The 18,663-nt window shown below is 69.2% G+C and carries 12 protein-coding genes; 10 read left to right on the plus strand and 2 right to left on the minus strand.

The genetic code is table 11. The annotated features are described in order from the left end of the window. The first annotated feature begins 17 nt into the window (after positions 1–17). The 4 genes from ACZ4K2_RS24060 (at position 18) to ACZ4K2_RS24075 (ending at position 6,439) form a co-directional block, all read left to right on the plus strand. Complete coding sequence (locus tag ACZ4K2_RS24060) at positions 18–686, plus strand: hypothetical protein (protein ID WP_467475762.1); 669 nt, start codon at positions 18–20, stop codon at positions 684–686. 65 nt (positions 687–751) lie between these two features. Then, positions 752–1,672 (plus strand): SAM-dependent methyltransferase, encoded by a 921-nt coding sequence (locus ACZ4K2_RS24065; protein WP_467475761.1) that lies wholly within the window; start codon positions 752–754, stop codon positions 1,670–1,672. A 367-nt stretch (positions 1,673–2,039) separates the two neighbouring features. Further along, positions 2,040–5,171, plus strand: coding sequence for an amino acid adenylation domain-containing protein (locus ACZ4K2_RS24070; protein ID WP_467475760.1), 3,132 nt, complete (start codon positions 2,040–2,042; stop codon positions 5,169–5,171). 32 nt (positions 5,172–5,203) lie between these two features. Beyond that, positions 5,204–6,439 carry an aminotransferase class I/II-fold pyridoxal phosphate-dependent enzyme gene (locus tag ACZ4K2_RS24075; protein WP_467475759.1) on the plus strand — a complete coding sequence of 412 codons (1,236 nt, stop codon included), beginning with the start codon at positions 5,204–5,206 and terminating at the stop codon, positions 6,437–6,439. A 125-nt stretch (positions 6,440–6,564) separates the two neighbouring features. Here the strand turns inward: ACZ4K2_RS24075 and ACZ4K2_RS24080 are convergent, their stop codons facing one another. Next, the gene (locus ACZ4K2_RS24080; protein WP_467769967.1) at positions 6,565–8,199 is read right to left on the minus strand and encodes a glutamate-cysteine ligase family protein; all 1,635 of its coding nucleotides are present in this window, start codon (positions 8,197–8,199) and stop codon (positions 6,565–6,567) included. Between the two features lie 979 nt (positions 8,200–9,178). Here ACZ4K2_RS24080 and ACZ4K2_RS24085 point away from each other — a divergent pair. The 5 genes from ACZ4K2_RS24085 to ACZ4K2_RS24105 are packed head-to-tail and all read left to right on the plus strand — an operon-like array spanning position 9,179 to position 15,624. Beyond that, a complete protein-coding gene (locus ACZ4K2_RS24085) occupies positions 9,179–10,579 on the plus strand; it encodes a tryptophan 2,3-dioxygenase (protein ID WP_467475757.1) in 1,401 nt (466 codons plus the stop codon). Between the two features lie 45 nt (positions 10,580–10,624). Then, a complete protein-coding gene (locus tag ACZ4K2_RS24090) occupies positions 10,625–12,067 on the plus strand; it encodes an aspartate aminotransferase family protein (RefSeq protein ID WP_467475756.1) in 1,443 nt (480 codons plus the stop codon). 56 nt (positions 12,068–12,123) lie between these two features. After that, complete coding sequence (locus ACZ4K2_RS24095; protein ID WP_467475755.1) at positions 12,124–13,458, plus strand: amidase family protein; 1,335 nt, start codon at positions 12,124–12,126, stop codon at positions 13,456–13,458. Next, the gene (locus ACZ4K2_RS24100) at positions 13,455–14,342 is read left to right on the plus strand and encodes an arylamine N-acetyltransferase family protein (protein WP_467475754.1); all 888 of its coding nucleotides are present in this window, start codon (positions 13,455–13,457) and stop codon (positions 14,340–14,342) included. Before ACZ4K2_RS24095 ends, ACZ4K2_RS24100 begins: the two co-directional genes overlap by 4 nt. A 4-nt stretch (positions 14,343–14,346) precedes the next feature. Then, positions 14,347–15,624, plus strand: a complete 1,278-nt coding sequence (locus ACZ4K2_RS24105; RefSeq protein WP_467475753.1) for an aminotransferase class I/II-fold pyridoxal phosphate-dependent enzyme — start codon at positions 14,347–14,349, stop codon at positions 15,622–15,624. 186 nt (positions 15,625–15,810) lie between these two features. Here ACZ4K2_RS24105 and ACZ4K2_RS24110 read toward each other — a convergent pair whose 3' ends face one another. After that, positions 15,811–16,638 carry an alpha/beta fold hydrolase gene (locus tag ACZ4K2_RS24110; protein ID WP_467475752.1) on the minus strand — a complete coding sequence of 276 codons (828 nt, stop codon included), beginning with the start codon at positions 16,636–16,638 and terminating at the stop codon, positions 15,811–15,813. A 728-nt stretch (positions 16,639–17,366) separates the two neighbouring features. On the opposite strand from ACZ4K2_RS24110, the gene ACZ4K2_RS24115 reads away from it, so the two are divergent. Beyond that, on the plus strand, positions 17,367–18,506 hold the full coding sequence (locus ACZ4K2_RS24115; RefSeq protein WP_467475751.1) for an alpha/beta hydrolase: 1,140 nt from the start codon (positions 17,367–17,369) through the stop codon (positions 18,504–18,506). The last annotated feature ends 157 nt before the right edge of the window (positions 18,507–18,663 follow it).

Here is an 18,663-nt window from a genome sequence, read left to right on the forward strand (position 1 = left end):
CCACCGAAGGGAATCCCATGACCGCCCGAAACCACACCGATGCCAAAGCCCTGGCGGATGACGTCCGCCGGCGTCTCACCGGTGAAACCCCCGGCAGTCCGCTCATCCTGGCGCCCGTCGCGGGCCCCGGCGCCCTCGGACCCCTGCGCCGTCTGGTCGCGGTCGAGTACCAGGCGCACCGGGTGGAACTCGTCGCGTACGGCAACCTGCTGGCCCGGTTCCCGCACCGGCCCTCCGCCGAACTCTGGGTCACTCTGGCACGCATCGTCCACGAGGCCACGCCCAAGCTGCGCGAGGTGGCCCGGGCCCTGGGGATGTCCGAGACCGAGCTGGCGGCCCGGACGGCGGACGGCGGCGCCTACTCCTTCCACGGCGCCATGTCCTGGATCGCCACATCCGGGAGCCAGAGCGCGGCAGCCCTGGCCGCCCACACCGACATGCAGGTCTACTACTCCGGTGCCACCGCCGTCGCGCGACGCCTGCGCGCGACGGGCGCCCCGGTGCCGCGGGAGTTCCTCGACTACTACGACGACCTCGGGGACGACGCTCTGGAGGAACTCGCCCTGACCGTCGCCCAGGACGGCCTCGACCGCGGCGACGACCCCCAGGAGGCGCTGTTCCACGCCCACCGCATCGCGGACGCGCTGCTGGGCGTCTGGAAGGCCACGACGGCCGACCCTGCCTGATCCAGTGAACCGGCGGTGCCGGGCGACCACACCGGCACCGCGGGACCCATCGAAAGGAGGCCGTGTTGAACGGCACCGACGAGCCGGCGTACCAGGTACTGCCGAGCCACCGGAGCGATCCGTTCCGAGACCACGTGGTCCGGGCCTACGGGGACTCCCCGGGCGACTGGCAGAAGGTCATCGGCGAGCAACTGCATTTCCAGTGGGGCGTCTTCGGCCATCCGGACGCGCCTCGCCCCGTGTCCCTCGACGAGGCGGGACTCAGGCACCTGGAACGGCAACTCGCCCTCGCCACGGGGGAGCGGCCCGGACACGCCTACCCGCGGCGCATCCTCGACCTCGGGTGCGGGTGGGGAGCCACGCTGAGGCACCTGGCGCAGGTCTTCCCCGACTGCCCGCGCCTGGACGGCGTGAACATCAGCGCCGAGCAACTCGCCCACTGCGCGGACCTCGTTCGCGACGTGCACCGGCCGGACCGCGTCCGCCTGTATCTGTGCGACGCCGCCGACATCACCGAACTGCCCGACCCGGAAGAGCCCTACGACCTCGCGGTCGCCCGGGGAGTCATCACGCACCTGCCCCCTCACGTGTACGAGACCGCGACCGAGGCACTGTCCCGGCGCATGCGCCCGGGGTCGCTGCTCGTCGTCTCCGAGACCCTGTACAGCGAGGAGTTCCTGGCCCGAGGGCCGCATGCGCCCGCGGACGCGGACCCCCTGGCGCTGGGACACCGCAAGTCGCTGCGCTACGTCATCGACGTCATGCGGGACAGCGGTTTCCGGATCAGGGACGACCGAGTGCTGCCCTGCGCGGAGGACGCCGCCCGCTGGGTGCTGGAACTCAAGAGCAACATCGACGTCCACTTCCCCGAGAAGGCGAGCCCACCCCTGGAAGCGATCCGCGGTCTGGCCGCAGATCTGGCCGTCGCCCTGCTCCGGCGGGAAGCGTCGGTCCACAGCATCATCGCCGAACGGGTCCCCGCGTAAGCATTCGGTACCGGCGTCCCATCGCGCGACACCCAGCGGCCCCGCCCGGACGGCGGAGCGTGACGTCCGCCGGCATATCGACGCCGTACGGCTCGCCGGACCCCCGGTGCCGTGTACTGCCTTCCGGCGGAGCGGCGCGAAACCGGCGGGCCGGCTCGCGCCGACGCGCCGGCCGCCCACCGGTCCACCGTCCAAGCGGCCACCCCCCCCGTGCGCCGCGCGGCCCGGCAATCCGGCTCCGGGTACCGCCGCGTGAGGCCCCCGACGGACCGACACGCACATCCTTCACTCCACCGCGTCAGCCTCCAGCCGGAGGGTGACGCCCGGCAAGAACGAATCAACGACCCACCGAATCCAAGGAGTCGGCGTGGCAACACCAGACAAGACCACTCCCACCCCCCTGCCCCGGCACGCCCGTGCCTGGAATCAGGTGTCCACGAGTCATCCCCGGGCGGCCACCATTCCTCTCCTCTTCACGGAACAGGTTGACGCCCGGCCCGAAGCGACGGCCGTCGAATGGGCGGACGGAGCATGGACTTACCAGGAGCTGGCAGCACGGGTCCGGCGCGGCGCCACGGCGCTGCGGGCACACGGGATCGGTGCCGGGGACGTGGTGGGAGTGGCGATGCGGCGCTCCCCGGCGGCGGTGGCCGCCATCCTCGCGGTCCTGCACGCGGGCGGGGTGTACCTGCCGCTCGGCCCGGACCAGCCCGCCGACCGGCTGACCCGGATCATGCGGGATGCCGGAGTCCGAGTGGCGGTGCACGATGTGGACGAGTCCGTGGCGGTGCCGGATGCCACGACCGCCGTCTCCACCGACAGCCTGTTCGGCGTTCCCGAGGACGCCGATCCTCGGTGGTGGGATGAGCGTGCCGCCGACGAGGCGGCCTACGTCATCTACACCTCGGGATCGACCGGCGCTCCCAAGGGCGTGGTGTGCCCCCACCGCGGCCAGACCAGGCTGGCCCGTGGTCCGGGGGAGCTGCGCATCCGGCCCGGCGACCGCGTCCTCGCCACCACCGACCTGACATTCGACGTCTCCTGCTTCGAGATCTTCGCCACCCTGCTGAACGGCGCCTGCCTCGTTCTCGCGCAGGACTCGGACCTGCTGGACTCGAAGGCGCTGGAGAACGTGGTGCGCGGCCGGCAGGTCAGCGTGATGTGGCTGAGCGCGGGGCTCTTCCACCAGCACGCCCACCTCGCACCGCACCTCTTCGCAGGGCTGCGTCTTCTCGTCGCGGGCGGTGACGCACTGAGCCCCCGCGCGGTGCGCGCCGTACTGGCGGAGGGCAGGCCGGACGTGTTCCTCAACGGCTACGGGCCCACCGAGAACTCCTCCTTGTCCACCGTGTGCCGGGTGGACGAGCTGTCCCCGAGGGCCGAGAACGTGCCCATCGGGGTGCCGGTCGCGGGCTCGACCGCCTACGTGGTGCGCGAGGACGGCACGGTCGCCGACCCCGGTGAGACGGGCGAGCTGTGGGTCGGCGGGGACGGGGTGGCACTGGGGTACCTCGGTGATCCGCACAGGACGGCGGAACATTTCGTCGAGGACCGGTGGAGCCCCGACGGGGTACGGGGACGGCTCTACCGCACCGGCGACATGGCACGGTGGCGCGAGGACGGAGCGCTCGAATTCCTCGGACGGCGCGACCGGCAGGTCAAGATCCGCGGGTACCGCGTCGAGCTGGACGAGGTCGAGTCGGTGCTGTCGGCACATCCGTACGTCCGTCAGACGGCGGTCGATGTCGTCGGCGAGGGGGCGGGACAGCGGCTGGTGGCCGCAGTCGTGGCCCAGAGTGGACATGAGCGGAAAGACCTCACGGCTCGCCTGCACGAGCATGTACGCGACCGGCTGCCCAGCTACATGGCACCGACGCGCATCGCGCTGGTGGACGCGCTTCCCCTCACCTCCAGCGGCAAGGTCGACCGCAGGTCGCTGTCCGCCATCGCCGCGCCCGCCGCCCCGGCGGCCGGCGGCGATGCGCCCAGCGGAGAGGTGGAGGAGATCCTCGCGGGCGTGTGGCGTGACGTCCTCCACGCGGACGTGGTCGGACGCGACGCCCGTTTCTCCACCCTCGGCGGTACGTCGCTGCGCGCCACACAGGTCACCGCCGCGGTGCGCGAGCGGCTCGAGGTGCCGGCGGGGTTCGGGCGTGCGATGATCCGCAGCTTGGTGGCGGACCCGTCCCTGGGGGACTTCGCCGCGACGGTGCGGCGCCTGCTCGACGGCGACGAGGACACGGCCGGCCCGGACACCGACTTCGAGGCCGAGAGCCGACTCGATCCGGAACTGCGCTACACCGCCCCCTCGGCAGCCGCTGCCGGAGTCCCGCGCCAGGTGCTGCTGACCGGCGCGACCGGGTTCCTGGGGGTCTACCTCGTCGACCGGCTGCTGCGGGAGGGTGTCGAGCGAGTTCACTGCCTCATCCGCGCTGACGACCCCTCACAGGCCCTCGCCCGGCTGGCGGCCAGGATGCGGCGCTACGGCGTCGACCCCGAACCGCTGCTGGACCGGGTCGTACCGGTACCGGGGGAGCTGGCCGAGCCGCGCTTCGGTCTGCCAGGACACGACTGGGACCATCTGGCCCGCGAGATCGACCTGATCGTGCACTGCGGCGCACGGGTCAACTTCGCCTACCCCTACCGCGCACTGGCGCCGATCAACGTCGGTGGCACCCGGACCGTGCTGGAACTGGCGGGCGAACACACCACCAAACCGCTCCACCACATCTCCACCATCGCGGTGATCGCCGGGTTCGGCACCGCCGGTGTCGGACACGTCGACGAGAACACCCCGCTCGACCACGCCGACCGCATATCCCTGGGCTACCCCGAGACGAAATGGGTCGCGGAGAACCTCGTCGTCGAGGCCGGACGACGCGGTCTGCCCGTGGCCGTCCATCGCCCCTACGAGGTGACCGGCACCGTGGATCGGGGTGTGTGGAACACCGACACCATGATGTGCGCCCTCTTCCGCACCATCGCCGAGACCGGCCTCGCCCCGGACATGGCCCTGCCGCTGGACTTCGTGCCGGTGGACTACACCGCGGACGCGATCACGCACATCATCACCCACCAGGAATCCGACGGACGCGTCTACCACCTCACCAATCCTCGCGCGGCCCGCCTGCCCCTGCTCGTGGAACGCCTGACCGCCATGGGCTACCCGGTGCGGACCGTGCCCTACGACGCCTGGACGCGGATGCTCGCCGAGCTCACGGCCCGGCTGCCCGACCACCCCATGGCCCCGTACGTCGCCATGTTCGTAGAACCGGCTCGGGAGAGCGGGGTCTCGGTCAAGCAGATGTACACCGACGGGGTCTTCCCCGCCTTCAGCCGCCACAACACCGACGCCGCACTCGCCGACAGCGGACTCGACTGCCCGCCCGTCGACGCAGGGCTGCTCGACACCTACCTGCGCGAGTTCAGGCGCACCGGGTTCCTTGCACCGCCCTCCGCGTCCGATCCGGCCGCATCCGTTCCTGGGGACGTCGCATGACGTCGCGCCCCCGAATCCGCACGTCACGCAAGTTGTCGGATGTCTCGTACAGTCTGCGCGGCCCGCTGGCGGCACAGGCCGAACGCAGGCGAGCCGCGGGGGAGGACATACTCGCCCTGAACCTCGGAGACCCGGCCGCCTACGGTCTGCCGCCCGCTCGTGCGGTAGTGCAGGCGGTACGCGACCACCTCGACGACTCCTGCGGGTACAGCACCGCCGCCGGGCTCCCGGAAGCCCGTGACGCCGTGGCCCGGCACTACCGCGCCAAAGGGCTCCACACGGTACGTTCGTGCGACGTCTACCTCGGCAACGGGGTCTCGGAACTCGCACCCCTGTCCCTGCACGCGCTCCTGGACCCCCATGACCAGGTCCTCATCCCGGCGCCGGACTACCCCATGTGGACCGCCTCCATCGTGATGGCGGGCGGCCGCCCTGTGCACTACGCGTGCGACGAGGCCTCTGACTGGTACCCGGACCCGGGAGACATCGCCCGCCGGGTGACCGACCGGACGAGAGCCATCGTGGTGATCAATCCCAACAATCCCACGGGTGCCGTATGGCCGCGCGCGGTCCTCGACGGCATCGCCGACGTCGCCCGCCGGCACGGACTGGTCCTCCTGTCCGACGAGATATACGCCGACTATCTCTACGACGGCACCCGGCACACACCGCTCGCCACGTGCGCTCCGGACGTGCCGTGCCTGACGTTCGGAGGGTTGTCCAAGCGCAGCCGCATTCCCGGCTACCGCATGGGATGGATGGCCCTGACCGGGTGCCGTGGCGCCGGGCGCGGCTACGTCACCGCCCTCGACACCCTCGCGTCGCTACGGCTGTGCCCGAACGTTCCCGCCCAGCGCGCTGTGGCAGCCGCGCTGCGCATCGACGACACGACGGCGCTGACCTCCTCGGAAGGTGAACTGAACCTTCGGCGAGAGCACCTGTGCCGCCTACTCGCCGGCATCCCCGGCGTACGGACCGTCAGACCGCGCGGCGCGTTCTACGTCTTCCCGCGCATCGCCACCAGCCGGTACCGCCTGAGCGACGACGAGAGCATGGCCGCAGATCTGCTGCACGAGGAGGGACTGTTCGTCGTACCCGGATCCGCCCTCGGGCCAGTCCCGCGCGGCCACCTGCGCATGGTCACCCTTCCCCCGCCCGACGTCCTCACCGAAGCGGTCACCAGACTGGCCCATTTCCTCGAACGCCGGAGGACTGCCGGCCCCCAGAGGACGGTCCGTGGCGGTTTCGCCGGAACTCCACCGCCGTGACGACACCGTACGTCGAACCCCGGTCCGTGCTGACGGAGCAGCCGTACGGATTCGGGAAAGCGCAGACAGCCCGGCTCCACGACGGCGCTGTCCGCCTCGTCGAGACGCTGGGGGTGCGCTGGGACTCATCGCTTGCTCCGTCGTGGAAGGGTGGGGAGGTTCCAGGTGTGCACGGGATCCGCCCTGTCGGCGAGTTCCGCATAGCGCGTTGTCAACTGCCCCCATGCGGGGTCGGTTCGGTGGGTGTCGTTGACACGTATGCCCGTGTCAACGGCCGGCTCGGACCGGCGGAGGGACCGACCTCCGGTTCCGCCCTCCCTTTCGAGTGAGGTGATGTCCCCTGTCGGCAGCGTGCCGGTCGGGTCTGACGCTGCCTCCCCGTGCCGGCGCAGCATCTCCATCGTCTGCTGCTGCCACCATGATCCGGTACGTCCCGATGCGGCCCGGCGGCCCAGCAGGTCCAGCATGGTGTCCGCCTCTTCGGTGGTCACTCCGGCCGTGACCAGTCCCGCCCGGGCCTGCGGGAGCAGTTCCTCCACCAGGGTGGCGGCGTCATGCTGCCGTGGTCCGGACGTCGCAGAGGGCCACCACAGATTTGCCCGCAGACCGTCACGCGCGGCCCGGTAGAAGTTCGCCCGGGCACAGGAGAAGGGCAGTTCCCTCGCCACATCACGCCCCCCGGCCCTCAGGAACAGGGTGAGTCCGACCAGGAAGGCCGTGTTCGCTGCCATGTCCAGAGGGGTCGGGCCGGAGGGGAGCGCCCTGAACTCGATGCGCAGGTGCCCGAGCGGGTCGTACACCGGCCGGTTCCACGGCCACACGGTACTCAGATGCAGGCGCAGTTCCTCCAGCGACGGCCAACCGTCCAGCAGGACGTCGTCGTCCTCGACGGAGGAAGCCGCCGGAAGCAGAACATCATATTGGTGCACGGCTTCCTCGAACGCGGTGAGAGCACCGCCGCGCAACCACTCCTGCCCGAAACCGACTCGCGGGCGTGTTGATTCCCGACCGACCGCGGCGTGCTCGCCGAAGCCCTGCTCGTACACCGCGATCCGGGCCTCTTCCCATCCGCGTCGACCGAGCGGAAAGGGCGCGTTGCCCGCAGCGGCCAGGGCCGGCCCGGTAGCGAGTTGGGCGGCGTTGTACGTGGGACGGAAGAGGTCCGGAGGCACGGTCAGGTGTACCTGCCAGGAACAAGCCGCCCCTTGCACCGCCACGGACTCGGCTCGAAGGAGTCCTTGCTCTCCCTCCCCCACGCGCAGGGGGAACGGTGTGGAGCGCCGCAGGGCCCAAGCGCTTTCCAGTGCGTGGTAGCGCGGCAGGTCGGTCAGCGCCCGCGTCGTCAGGTCCGCCGGTGTCAGCGTGGGCAGTGTCCCGATGGGCACAGCCCGAACACCGTGGCGCGGCGAGGACCAAGCGGTGATGCGCGCCAGTGTCCGGGACGCCTGGGCGGCCAGTTCGGTGAAGGGGCGTCCCCGCAGATGGACCGGCTCCAGATTCGCCTCCAGGTTGTAGCGGGCCACTTCCAGAGTGAGGTGATGGTCGTCCAGCCCGTCGCGGACGACTGCGTTCACCGGCGCCGGCCGGCCGTTCGGCCCAACGAGCGACATCTCCAGCTCGGCACCCAACATGCCCGGCACCTGACCGAACCCGGACTGTGTCACCACCTTCCCCAGCAGGGAGAGGCAGCGTGCCAGGCGCACGCGGAATTCTGCGAAATCCTGGTCGGTGAACGCTATGCGACTGACCTCGCGCCCCATGCCCATGCCTCTCGTGTCGACTTCGTTCGTCGCCGTGGTCCTCACCGGCCGTGGCGACCGCCCGCCACCAGGACCGCAGGGCCGGCTCCATCCGCACCGCACTGCGCGTGCTCCACTCGTCCGGTTCGTCGCGGGCCCCGCCGTAGTCGATGACTTCAAGCACGCCGTCCGCCACCTCTGGAGGGTTCCCGCGACAGGCGCGGATGCAGTCGACCGCGGCCTTGGACGTCATCTTCAGGAAAGTCGTGACCGGCGGTGCCGCACGTCACACCGTGCGGACGGCACCTGCGGCGGGCGGAGGTCCGCGATCAGGGCGGTCAGAGAGATGCTCGACTCTCTTGTCCACTGGAGTACTCGCCGTGGACACGTAAAGCAAGCCGATGCCACGGCCCCCTGTGCGGACTCGGTTCGCAGCGGCCTCCACATAGAGAGAGCCGACATCGTCCGCACCTCTGTGAACAGCACAGATCGACGTCGCCTCCCGCCTCATTGCTGGAAGCAGCCACGAAAGGGGTCGAGCGGAGCATGGCCGGATCACACACGGCGAACCTGTCAGCCAACGCTCAGGATTCCCTGCAGGCACTTGGGTCATCCTGAGTAACCACCAGGCCGCCACATTCCAGCCGATTCGGAGAAATGAAACCGGATCGCACGCAGGGTCACCAGCGGCGTCGGCTGCACTGCCTGTCCCGGGCGAGCCTGAATTTGTACTACAGAAAGCGGGAAAATGTCGCGACACTGACGACCCGGTCGGCCAACAGCAAGGTTGACGTCGTCCAGGCAACTCTTCTGGCCATAGCGCTTCCCCGTAATGACGCACAGGACTTTCCTGTGGGCCAGGAGGTGAAGCAGTATTGTGTCTGCCGCAACGTCAGGCACTCGAGCATGTTCTCACATCAGTGCCTATCGGCCTGAAATGGACGCGTTCCCTCCCGCTCGCCGGGTAGTCGGCCCTCCAGTCACGAAAGAAAGACCGGTAATGGCCGAGAAACGCAAGAACACCGGAAGCCCCGACAAGGTCGAGGCGTGGTTCAGGAATTTCCTGGCGCAACCCCATGGAGAGCTGGGGAGGCAGGGGAGCGTATGTCCTTTCATCGCCCCCGCTCTTCGGGCAGGCAGTCTCTCCCTGGAAAGGGTCGAGTACGATGCCGGGAAGGGCTGGTCCGGCATCGCGGACATCATGCGCCACCAGATGGACGCCTATACCGAGCACTCCTGGCCAGCGGGAAAGGAAACGATATCCGCGCTGGTGACCGCTCTGCTCAGGATGCCGGAGCACCACTGGCCCCTGCTCGACGAGGCGCAGCGCCGGGTGAAGAGGGAAGCGGTGCAGCGTGGCCTCATGATCGGGCAGTTCCACCCTCACTGTCCTGAACCTTCGGCATGGAACCTCTCGTTCCCGGTGTCGCGGGCTCCTGAACCCCTTTTCGCCATCCGACGCATGGCGTTGCACGACATCCTTTTCCTCCATGCGGATCCCCTGTTCTTCGCCGAGTACGATCGCCGCTTCGGCGACCACTACACCGGAGACCGATCCGCCACACACCTCCCGCAGTATTTCGTCGAACTGTACGACGCAGCCAAAAAGAGTAGCGGTCGCCGGACGGAGTACGTCGAGTACCAGAGCATCGACGTACTGCTCTCTCTGCAGAAGCCCCACACCTCCCACCCAGCCGAAATGACTTTCTACCTGGTGGGCCAAGTGAAGGAGCTGCTCTTCAAGCTGGTCTACGAAGAGGTTTCGGCAGCACGTCTCTTCCTTGTCGCCGACCGTCCTGACGAGGCGTCGTGGAATCTCCGCAGGGCAGCTGCCGCGCTCAGGATGCTCACACGAGCCTGGGACGTACTCGCCAAAATCTCGCCGGGCGAATTCAATGCTTTTCGGGAGCAGTTGGGATCAGCCTCCGGGATTGATTCCTACATGTACCGGATGCTGGAATTCTCGCTCGGTCGGAAGTCTGAATCCATGGCGCGCCGCCATGCGAAATCGCCTGGCGTATCGGACTCCGTCTATCGAACGCTGCATCGCAGCAGCGTGTACGACGAGGCGTTGGGGCTGTTGCACCGCCGCGGTCTCCTCGACGCCGATGACGGCAGCCGGTCTGCCGAGGCCATACGCGCGGCGTGGGCGTACGTCTACCAGAAAGACGGCCCGACGAGTGAGCTGTTCCGGCTCGGCGAGACGCTTATGGATGTTGCCCATGAGTTCAGCCAGTGGCGCTCGCTCCATCTGCTTCTGGTGGAGCGCACCATCGGCAACAAAGCCGGCACGGGGGGAACCACCGGTGTCGACTGGCTTCGGAAGTCGGCCGATCACCGCTTCTTCCCCGAGCTGTGGGAAGCGCGTTCCGCTCTCGCCTCGGGCATTCCTGCTTGGTGACGCACGAGCAGGAAACCGGCGCATCAAGCACTGAAGGGCAACAGCATGACATCAGGTCGACATGTGGCCGAACGCATCACCGAGCGCTACCACACGCTGAGCCCCGCCTCGGCACGAGCCTTCCGTGCGGCGGCCGCCTCCTTGCCGGGAGGCGACACACGCACCATGACCACCTACGCGCCATACCCCCTGTACTTCAGCCGGGGCGAGCGTGCACGGGTCCAGGACCTCGACGGCCGCTGGTACCACGACATGGTCGCCAACTACGGTGCCCTCACGCACGGTCACGACCATCCGGCGCTCACCCGGGCGGTCAGCCACCAGATCAGCCGGGGAACCGCACTGGGAGGACCCAGTACTCTCCAGTTCCAGCACGCCGAGCTGCTACGGGCGCGTGTGCCGGCGCTCGGGCGGCTGCGCTACTGCAACTCCGGTACGGAAGCCACCATGTGGGCCCTGCGAACCGCCCGCGCCTACACCGGACGGGACATCATCGTCAAGATCGACGGTGGATACCACGGCACCCACGACTGGGGCCACGTCAGTGCCTTCCTCGCCGGAGGGCGGACACACCGCCAGATCTTGTCCGGGCTCCCGCCCGCGGACTTGGCACCTGGAGTGCCGAAGACAGTGCTGGAGTCGGTGGTCACCGTCCCCTTCAACGATGCTCAAGCCGTCGCGAGTGTACTGTCCCGGCTGCGCGGCCAGGTGGCTGCGATGATCGTGGAGCCGGTTCTGGGAGTGGGCGGCGGGATTCCGGCCCGCCCCGGGTACCTCGAGGAGGTTCGAAGGCTCACTGCGGGCGACGGAGTCGTACTGATCTTCGACGAGTGCGCCACGTTCAGGCTGGGTGGCTGGCAGGTCCGGCACGACGTTCAGCCGGATCTCAGCACGTTCAGCAAGATCGTGGGAGGAGGCTTGCCCATCGGAGTGTTCGGGGGCAACGCGGACATCATGTCCATTTTCGACCCTGCTCGGCCGCAACCTGTCTACCATGCGAGCGCGTTCGGCGGGAACAGTCTGTCCCTGGCCGCCGGCATCGCCGCGCTGGAGACCTTCCAAGAAGCCGAGGTCGCCTACCTGGACCAACTCGGCGCCAGACTGCGCCGCGGTCTCGACGCCGCAGCCCGGGACAGCGACGTCGTCGGCAGTGCCGTCGGAGAGGGCGGCATCAGCTACTTCCACTTCGCCGCCACGGCGCCCCAGGACGCCGCTGACACCGCGGCGGCCCGCAGGGGCAGGGACCGGCTGCGAGGGCTCGTCCACCTGAACCTGCTCAACGAGGGTTTCCTGACGGCACGGCACGGGCTGATGTGCCAGCACATCGTCACTTCCGACGCGTCCGTGGACTCCTTCGTCGCGGCGTTCGCCGACACTCTGCGGCTGCTGCGCCCGTACCTGGCCGAATACCATCCGGAACTGCTCGCGGACACACCTCGACCGGTCACCCCGCAGCAGACGGCGCCGACCGGCGGAAGCCCTCAGTGATGTCGCCGCACCAGTGGACACTGGCACAGGCTCGTGAAGCCCTCACTGAGCACGACATGTCCGCGGCGGAGTACTTCGCGGAATTGGCCGACCGTCGTGCCCTCCTGGCCGGCCTGCATGGCTTCGTGCACAGTGCCGACGATTCCCAGCTCAGCCCATCGCGGCACTCCGGCGTGCTCAGCGGAATTCCACTCGCGGTCAAGGACAACATCGACGTGGCAGGTCTTCCCACCACAGCCTGCACCCCCGCTCTCCGCCAGCACGTACCCCGGCGGCACTCGGCCGTCTGGCGGCTCTGCGCCAGCGCCGGCGCCGTACTGATGGGGAAGACGACCATGCACGAACTGGCCTACGGAGTGACCGGTGCCCACGTCGGCAGCCTCACCGCCCGCAACCCCGCCGACCACAGCAGGCTGGCCGGGGGGAGTAGCTCCGGTACCGCCGCAGTCGTGGCGGCCGGCATCGTCCCGGCCGGCCTGGGGACGGACACCGGGGGGTCGGCCCGCATTCCGGCGGCTCACTGCGGTGTCGTCGGTTTCCGCCCCAGTACAGGCCGTTACCCGGGCCGGGGAACGGTGCGGATATCACCCACCCGGGACACTGTCGGTGTCATGGCCCGCACCGTCGACGACGTATGCGTGCTCGACGCGGTGCTCGGTGGTGGGTCACCCCGCCTGACACCGCCCTCGTCGAAGCCCCCGATCGTCGCCTTGCCACGCGCCACCGCATGGACCGGCCTCGATCCGGAGGTGGCCCGTGTGATGGAAGCGGCGCTCGACACCCTGCGCTCTGCGGGATGGCAGCTGCGGGAGCTGACCGAGCCCCTGTTCGATCCGGCCGACCTTCTGGAGACGGCAACCGCCGTGCCACTGGCCGAGACACGAGCCGCCCTGGACAGGTACCTGCGAGGCCACGCATCCCCCCTGACTACCGACACGGTACTGGGGAACCTCGCCTCGCCTGATGTCCGTTCCCTGCTCACACCTCTCCTCAACGGTCCGGTCATCGACTCCGACCGCTGTAGCGCCGCGCACCTCATGGCAGCCAGGACGGCCCGTACAGCACTGGAAGCGCTACGGCACAGTGGGGCAGCGGCGTTCCTGGCCCCCACCACGACCATGCCGGCTCCGCCGCTCGGCACCGGCCAGTGGATGGCCTGCGGCGACCGCGATGTGCCGACCTTCGCCACCTATATCCGCAACACCGCTCCCGCCGCGGTCTGGGGGTGGCCCTCGCTGACGGTACCCGCCGGATACACCGCCGCCGGCCTTCCCGTCGGACTGCTCCTGGACGCCCCGCGGCACCAGGACCACTCCCTGCTCGCCCTCGGCCGGCTGTGCGAGCGCCATCTCACCACCGCCCACTGCCGCCCGTACCCGGAGACCCCGTGACACAGACCGTCCGCCCCGACCCCGCCTACACCTCCGCCTGGGGCGCCGAACGTCTCGACCTCGGCGCCTACCTCACCCGCGTGGGTCTGCCCGGACCCGCCATCGCCGAGAAGCCCGGGCAGACCGGCCCCGCACTCCCCGACCTGCACGCGTTGCACCGCGTTCACCTGGCCGCCATACCCTTCGACAACATCGACCTGGTCCTCGGTACACCGGTGAGCCTGGAACCGGAGGCCATAGTGGACAAACTGTGCCGACGCCCCCGGGGAGGGTGCTGCCACGAGCACAACCTGCTCTTCGGCCTGGTGCTCGAGCGGTACGGTTTTCCCGTCGAGCGTCTGGCGGCGCGTGTGCTCCTGGGCGGCACAGGTCCTCGCCCCCGAACGCACATGCTGCTCAAAACGCGTATCGGGCACGAGGAGTGGCTCTGCGACGTCGGCTTCGGATCCGACGGATACCTTGACCCATTACCCGCCCGGGACGGAGCGGAGTCGACACAGCACGGCCGACGCTTCCGCGTCGTCGCCCACGACCGCTTCCGGTGGAGCGTCGACGTCCGGGACTCCGGCCCGTGGACACGGCTGTATGAATTCACTCACGAGCCCCAGCAGCCCATGGACTTCACGGTCGCCCACCACTTCCTCGGCACACACCCCCGGTCCATGCTGCGCAAGGCACCGTTCCTGCAATCGCTGACCGCCGACAGGTGGCTGCAACTGCGTGGGGACGTCCTCAGACGTGTCACGCCATCGGGACGTGCCACCGAGCGGGTCACCGCCGGCACACTCCCCGGCGTCCTCCGCGAGTTCGGTATCGAACTGGCACCGGCCGAACTCGCCGCGCTGACGCGTACCTACACCCACCGGCGACGAGCGGCGGAGTAGCGGCATGGAACCCACACGGTACGTCCTGGACAGCGGCGCACTCCCCAACGACCACGAGGACGCACACCTCATTCGGTGGTACGAAGCGGAAGGCAAAGACATACGCGACCTGATCTACCTGAGTCTGGGCGAGACGTGGCAGGCGGTCGCCCCGGGACTGGTCACCGCACTGGCCGGGGCCCTGCCCGCGTACGCGCACGGCTACACCCTGTCTCCCTACGGGCTTCCCGCCCTGCGAGAAGAACTGCGACGTTACATAGTCCGTACCCATCACCTGCCACAGCCGCAAACCACACCTTACGACGTCTCCGTCAGCCAGAGCGGCACACGAGCCGCCATGTCCGACTTCGGACGCCTCCTCCTCGACCGCACCGGTCCACGAGGCACATCACCGACGGCGATCGTCCCCTCGCCAGGCTGGGACTACGCGGGCGTTCTGGCCCCACTCGGCTACCGACTTCTGCCCTACGGCCTTCGACGCGGCCACGCCTGGCAACCCGAGGTCGCGGAGATCGGAGCCCTGCTGAAGCACGCCGGGCCCGGCGCCCTGCTCGTCCTCAATCCACAACACAACCCCACCGGCATCGAGTGGGCGGCCGACACGGTCGGAGCCATCGTGGAAACGGCTGTGGCACACCGCGCCGCCCTCCTGCTCGACGACGCCTACTACGCATTGCACGCGCCCGGCGAACCCCCCACCAACACCCTGCGCATCGTCTTGGAGGCCACGCACGGCACTCCCCTCCCCTGGCTGGCCACGAGAACTCTGGGGAAACAGTTCCACTGCAACGGATGGGGCATCGGAGCCCTGACCGCAAGGCCGGCCATCCTGGCGGGTCTGGCCCGGATCATGTACCAGCGCTCCTACGGCAGCGCTCTGCCCCTGCAGGCAGCCATGGCCGCCTGGCTGCGAACGGGCGAGGCGGACGACTTCGCGCACGGTCTGAGACACACGTACGCCCGTACTCGTCTGGACGTCGCGCGCCGGCTGCGAGACGTCCTAGGCTTCCCCGAGCACGCCGTCCATCCCGGATCTTGCAGTGCCTACCTCCGTTTCCGGGTACCTGCACGGTTCGTGCGGGACGGCTCGGAAGCGTACTACCGACGCCTCTGCCTGACCGCCGGCGTTCTGCCGGGCGCGGGCGACATGACACGCTCCTTCGACGCTCCGCACTCGCAGGAGGAACCGGACGAGGTCTATGTCCGGCTCTACCTGGGACAGCCGGGAACAGTGCTGAGTGAAGCAATGGACCGACTGGCCCGGGCAGGACTCGGCTGGTGAGCCTCGGCCACCAACCCGGCACGACGGGAAGGGCCGCACGAGTGAACCGGCTGGCACGTGGTGCGGCGGCCGGGCCCCGGGAAGACCGACAGCCGAGCGGCGTGCGGGGCGCGGCGTGGCGCACCCCGCGGGTACCGGCAAGGCGAGCCGCGCGGCTGTCAGGTACCGTCCCCGGGACCCTGCGCGTCACCTGCGCAGGAACTCGATCAGGTCCCGGTTGAACTTCTCCTTGTCGCCGGGGACCAGGGCGATGCCGTGGGAGCCGCCCTCGTACACCTTCAGTTCGGCGTCGGCGATGATCTCGGCGGACTTGCGGCCGGTGGCGTCGATCGGGACGACCTGGTCGTCGTCGCCGTGGACGACGAGGGTGGGAATGTCGAACTCCTTGAGGTCGTCGGTGAAGTCGGTGTAGGCGAAGGCGTCCACGCAGCGCACGCCGCCCTCGATGGTCTGCGCCATCGCCATGTACCAGAAGGCGTCCTTGTTCCCCTGAGTGACCTTGTTGTCGGACCGGTTGGCGGAGAAGAAGCCCTCCGCGGTGTCCTTCCAGAACTGCGAGCGTTCGTGGAGGATGCCGTTCTTGATCTGCTCGAACACCTCGTCCGGTACGCCTTCGGGATTGTCGTCGGACTTCACCATGACCGGCGGAACCGCGGACAGCAGTACCGCCGAGTGCAGGCGCCCGGTGCCGTGCCGGCCGATGTAGCGGGCGAGTTCGCCACCGCCCATGGAGTGCGCGACCAGCGTCACATCGGTCAGGTCGAGATGGTTGATCAGGTCGTTGAGGTCGTCGGCGAAGGTGTCGAAGTCGTAGCCGTCCCACACCGGTGTGGAGCGGCCGTGGCCGCGTCGGTCGTGGGCGATGCCGCGGAATCCGGCGTCGGCGACGGCCTTGAGCTGGTCCTGCCAGGCGTCGCCGTTGAGCGGCCAGCCGTGGATGAACACGACCGGGCGGCCCTGGCCCCAGTCCTTGTAGAAGATCTCGACTCCGTCGCGGGTCGTGCACACCGGCATGGCGGGTCCTTTCGGTGACGATTTCGGGGCATCTCCGGCGCTCAGCCGGCCGGGAGACGTTGGGCGGGAGCGGTTCAGGCGTAGGCGTCCGCGATGCGGCCGTCGTTCGGCGCGTACCACCTTCGCCGTCCCGACCGCGACCGCAAGCCGGCCGGGTGGGCGTAGCGATGCGGTAGGTGTCCTGGAGCAGGATCGCCCCCCGTCGGTGCCGACGGGGAGCGAGTACTGGTCGCTCCGCCGGAATGCCGGTGTTGTTCATGGACACCGGATCGGCCATGACGGACTCCTCACGACGACAGGGAACTCCGCGCAAGTGACGTGGGGCAACAGAAAACAGCGGAGTCCCGGGACGGCCAGGCACGTACCGTCAGTCGGCAAGGGAGGGCACACACGACCGCGTCGACGGCGACGCTGTCGCTCTCCGACTCCCCTTCTACTATCCGGGCCCGGAACCCGGGCGGCAATCCGGGCCCTTCACGCGGGTCGCTCGAGCTCCGGACGCGGACGGGGCCGTTTCCTCACCGGCGGCCCCATGCGGGCGGGGGTCAGGTCGACGAACCGCGGGGTCGGCGGCATGGAACCGGGGAGTGAAGTCTCAAACCTGTTCGCGCCGGTCATCACTCCGACAGCAGGCTCCCAGCACCCGAATGGCACGGCTGCTGGGCGTCGGGGGAAGCTACCGGCAACGGTATGCGAAGGGGGGCAAGTTCACCCAAAAGGAGAAGTTGATGCGTGCAACCGACGGACACGCCCGCCGCAGGACCCTGTCCGCCGTGGCGGTGACCGTGGCCGCAAGCGCGGTCCTGACCGGCTATTGCGGCGCGCCCGGCGCCGCGTCCGCCCTTCCGGCATCACTCATCACCGGTGGCGGCACGAGCGACGGCGACACGTCCAACGGCAACGTCCCCTGCGGACTGCCGTCCGTTTCGCTCGACCGCACCACCCAGTCCTTCCTCAACCAACTCGCCCGCCAGGGCGGCAAGCCGCTGTTCGAGCAGACGCCCCAGCAGGCTCGGAAGGTCCTCGACAAGCTCCAGGCCGGACCCGTGCCCGAGCTCCCCGCCGACATCACCGAGAAGACCATCAGCGGCGGCCCCACCGGACAGGTGTCCCTGCGCGTCGTACGTCCCGCCGGAGTCAAGGGCACCCTTCCCGGCCTCGTCTACATCCACGGCGGCGGCTGGGTACTGGGCAACGCGAAAACCCACGACCGGCTGGTGCGCCAGCTCGCGAACGGAGCCCGCGCGGCCGTCGTCTTCGTCAACTACACGCCGTCCCCCGAAGCCCACTTCCCCGTCGCCATCGAGCAGGCGTACACCGCCTCCAAATGGGTGGCCCGGCACGGCAAGGAGATCGGCATCGACGGCAACCGCCTCGCCGTCGCCGGCGACTCCGTCGGCGGCGACATGACCGCGGCCGTCACCATGATGGCCAAGCAACGCGGCGGAGTGAAGTTCCGCCAGCAGGTCCTGCTGTACCCCGTCACCGACGCGAACTTCGACACCGCCTCCTACAAGCGGTTCCAGGAGAACTGCTGGCTCACCCGCGCCAACATGAAGTGGTTCTGGGACAAGTACGCACCCAGCGCCGCCGACCGCGGCAACCCCCTGGCCTCCCCCAACAAGGCCACCACCGCCCAACTGCGCGGCCTGCCCCCCGCACTCGTCGTCACCGACTCCGACGTCCTGCTCGACGGAGCCAAGACCTACATCGGCAAGCTGCGCGCCGCGGGCGTCAACGTCCAGCACCACCACTACCCGCACACCGTGCACGACTTCATGATGCTCAACGCCCTGCGCGACACACCGTCCGCCAAGGACGCCGTCGCCAAGACCACCGCCGCCCTCCGCCAGGCACTGAACAGCTGACCGACGATTCCGCGCCCGGCCGGAAGCGCCTGCGGCCGGTCGGGCACGCCCCGCCCAGACCACCGGACCGACCGCACCTGTCCGGAGCAGTCGGGCGGGTGCCGTTCGAGGCGCACGCCGACGTGCCGGCGAGGGCGCCTGTCCGCTCGCGGTACCC

This window comes from Streptomyces sp. NPDC025833, from assembly GCF_055558055.1.

What these genes read in the sequence shown, in the direction of transcription:
- ACZ4K2_RS24060 (WP_467475762.1), top strand. Translation starts at nt 18, where the DNA reads ATGACCGCCCGAAACCACACCGATGCCAAAGCCCTGGCGGATGACGTC.
- ACZ4K2_RS24080 (WP_467769967.1), bottom strand. Translation starts at nt 8,199, where the DNA reads ATGGGGCGCGAGGTCAGTCGCATAGCGTTCACCGACCAGGATTTCGCA.
- ACZ4K2_RS24085 (WP_467475757.1), top strand. Translation starts at nt 9,179, where the DNA reads ATGGCCGAGAAACGCAAGAACACCGGAAGCCCCGACAAGGTCGAGGCG.
- ACZ4K2_RS24090 (WP_467475756.1), top strand. Translation starts at nt 10,625, where the DNA reads ATGACATCAGGTCGACATGTGGCCGAACGCATCACCGAGCGCTACCAC.
- ACZ4K2_RS24095 (WP_467475755.1), top strand. Translation starts at nt 12,124, where the DNA reads ATGTCCGCGGCGGAGTACTTCGCGGAATTGGCCGACCGTCGTGCCCTC.
- ACZ4K2_RS24105 (WP_467475753.1), top strand. Translation starts at nt 14,347, where the DNA reads ATGGAACCCACACGGTACGTCCTGGACAGCGGCGCACTCCCCAACGAC.
- ACZ4K2_RS24110 (WP_467475752.1), bottom strand. Translation starts at nt 16,638, where the DNA reads ATGCCGGTGTGCACGACCCGCGACGGAGTCGAGATCTTCTACAAGGAC.
- ACZ4K2_RS24115 (WP_467475751.1), top strand. Translation starts at nt 17,367, where the DNA reads ATGCGTGCAACCGACGGACACGCCCGCCGCAGGACCCTGTCCGCCGTG.